The organism is Streptomyces sp. NPDC019531 (assembly GCF_044903305.1).
GTDB lineage: Bacteria > Actinomycetota > Actinomycetes > Streptomycetales > Streptomycetaceae > Streptomyces.
The window spans coordinates 1-3,027 of sequence record NZ_JBJDQL010000124.1; the positions used below are offsets into that span (position 1 = coordinate 1).

At 70.3% G+C, this 3,027-nt stretch carries 1 protein-coding gene; it reads left to right on the forward strand.

Annotation, left to right across the window (positions count from 1 at the left end):
• The coding region (locus tag ACI2L1_RS45040) for a hypothetical protein (RefSeq protein ID WP_404745282.1) at positions 1-3,027 on the forward strand (3,027 nt) is incomplete at both ends.

Genomic DNA, 3,027 nt, shown 5'->3' on the forward strand with positions numbered 1-3,027 from the left:
GCCGCCAACCAGTGGAACTCGCCCTCCGCACCCGAGGCCGTGCCCGGGCTCGAGTCGCAGGTCCCGTCCGAGGATCGGAACGACGACCCCGCCGAGGACCCGGCAGCGCCTGCTCACCGTTTCCCGTTCTACCGCACATACGACTGGGGCGAGCGCATGGGCGAGCGCTGGGCCCGGGGCGCTGGACGACGCTGGGGCGAGCGCAGCGAGCACTACGAGGAGGCCGTCGGATGGGTGTTGGCCGCCGACCCGCGTGTGATCGCGGAGGCCGGCAAGGCGGTCGAGGCGCTGTACTTCTACATGGTCGATCACTACGGCGAGGGCGGCATGAGAGCTGCCTTCCATAGGCCGGAGATGACCGGCAGGGCGTTCCTCCGGCTGCTGGTCGATCGTTCGGACATCAGCGATGTCCCGCTGGGCTTGCTCATGACCGTGTTCGCGGACCTCGCCTACGAGAACTACGAGAACCAGTCCCCCGCACCCTCGCTCAGGGCCCTGTGGCAGGATCGCCCGGAGCTGAACACTCAAGATCTGAAGCCGCCCACTTCCGAAACGCACAGCGACTCCTTCCTGCAGGAGGCACGTGAGCGCGGCCTGCGGATGACCCAGGGACCTGCGACGCTCGTAGAGTGGCTGCTCGGAGTCCATCGCATGGTGGTCCCCGACGGCGACGCGCTGCTGTTCCGCGAGGCGATGCTGGGTTGGCTGCTGCCGTCCGGCAGGCACTCGCTGGCGGAGATCCTCGCCGCCGCCCAGGACGTGGGCGTGCGCGACCATGGTGAGCCCGACATCTCCCGCGTTGACGCGGCCCGGCTGCACGGCTGGGTCAACGGCGCCCTGGACCCCCTGGCGAGGGAGCGCTCACTCGCGTCCGTGGAGGAGATCACCCTCAGGTCCTCGGAGACTGAGTTCTACGAGCCGCCGCACCACCCGATCTACTTGTTGTGGACAAAGCTGGCAGCCATTCGGAGCGCAAGGGAGGACCCGCAGGTCATACACTTCCTCGACCTGATCCGGAAGGCGGACTCGACCAGCAGGCCGGACGCTCCGGCGTTCGAGGCGAGCGAGGAGGCGAGCGAGGAGTGGCGGCACCGGTGTGCGTCGCTGGCGGAATGGCTGCACCGTCACCAGGACATCGCCCTGCTGAGGGACAACCTGAACAACGCCCACGCCATGGCGGTCTACCTGGTCAGCGGCGTGGACGCGCGGCTGATCGAGGCGCTGGACAGCACGAAGGCCGGAGAGCGGCTGAGCCACGAGGCGCGCGCGCTGCTCATGGCCGCGGCGGTGGGCGGAGACTCGCCGTTCCCGCTGCTGTTCCTGCGGGAAGCGGAGCAGTGGGCTGACAGCTGGGGCCAGAACCTGCGCTACGAACTCCCGCTGACCTACGAATTCCGCCTCCACGGTGAGTTGGCGGCTGAGGCGCTGGAGATGCTGCCTCCTGTCGACACTCGGGTCTACTGGACCAGTGTGCCGGATTCGGCGGCGGGCGGTGGTGTGCCCGGGGCGGGGACTAAGCGGACGTGGTCCCGGTTCCATCGTGCGACCACCAGTGCGGAAGCCGCGTTGGGCGAGCTCCGTGGTCTTGCCGGGGGCCAGGGCCTGCCGGTGATGTGGAGCGTGGAGCGCGCCACGGCACGTGATGTCTCGCCGCTGTCGAGGACTCCGCAGCTCCGCACGGTCCTCTACCCGTCCCGGACCAAATTCCGGGTGGAGTCGGCAGGTCTGTTCCACGATGTGGTGACCGGCCGCGCCTTCCTGCGGGTGGAGTTGAGTGAGCTGCCCGCCGGTCAGCCGGTCGAGCCCTGGGACCAGCCGATCGTCACCCGGGACCTCGCGTCAGGGGGCCGGTGGGTCGGCGTGGCGAGCTTTGATGCCCGGTACTGGGCACAAGCGGGGAAGGCAGTGGAGCGCACGCGTGAGCTCGCTGCCTGGTGGCCCGTGAACGCCTACCATGTGGGCGTCGGGGCTCCGGAGCCGCTGAACTGGGACGGTGACTGGTTCGTGGCCGCCACCGCGCACGGCTCTCCGCATTCCGTGAGTGTGGTGTCGCGTTACGGTCCGCGGAAGATCAGCGGCGCGGAGTGGGGCCGGTACCTCAAGGCGCTGTTGGACCGCGGCGGGCTGCCCGCACAGACCCGGATCTTCCTCTCCTCTTCTTCGGCGGGGGCTGAGGTTCCCGGCGGGGATTCGGTGGGGCAGCAGGTCGCCGACTGGACCGGGCGCCGGACCACGGCCCCGACCGCAAGGATCCTTGTGACCCGGCCGACGGGACAGCCGTACATGGGGCTGGTTGCGGAGGCCGGCCAGAAGCCGCCCCGGCTGGTCGAGTTCACTCCGCGGGACCTGACGCGGGCCGCCACCGCACGCCCCGGGGATCCCGGCTTCCCCGAGTACGCCGACGGCTTCCGTGCCTTCTACTCCGATCCGGCGTGGGAACGGCTCAGCCGCGAGTACGAGCAGGACCTCGGCGAGGACATGGCCGCGGACCCTGATGTGCAGCGGGCCGCCTGGCACCTCGTGGACGTGCTGGGCCGCAAGTACCGGACGGTCATCGAAGACCGGCTGACGCGGGACGCCGACCCCGCCGAGGTCCGTGACGCCGCCCAGCGCGTGCTGGAGGTGCTGCGGCGGAACACGGCCGCCGACGGCACCCCCGACCGCGCGACCGACGACCTTGAGGTGTGGGAGCTGCTGCTGGTGCTGTACCACGTGGTCGCCGAGGCCGCGCTCCGCGACGGGATGCCCGTGCGCACTTCGTCGAGCGGCCCCGCTTGGCGGCCGGCACTGCGCGGCGGCCACGGTTTTTCGCTCGCGAACGACCGCAACGGCGTGGTCATGCGGTTGCTGGAGGACTACCGGGACCTGGCTCCCGCCCGGATGCTGCCCGCCGCCAGGGCGGCGCTCATCGCCTTGATGCTCGGCTCGGAACAGGACAGCCTGTACGAGATGCTTGCCGACTCGCACAAGGTTGCGCGGTTCCCCGCGGCGGAGCGCGTCGTCCTCCTCCAGGACGCGGCCCACCTG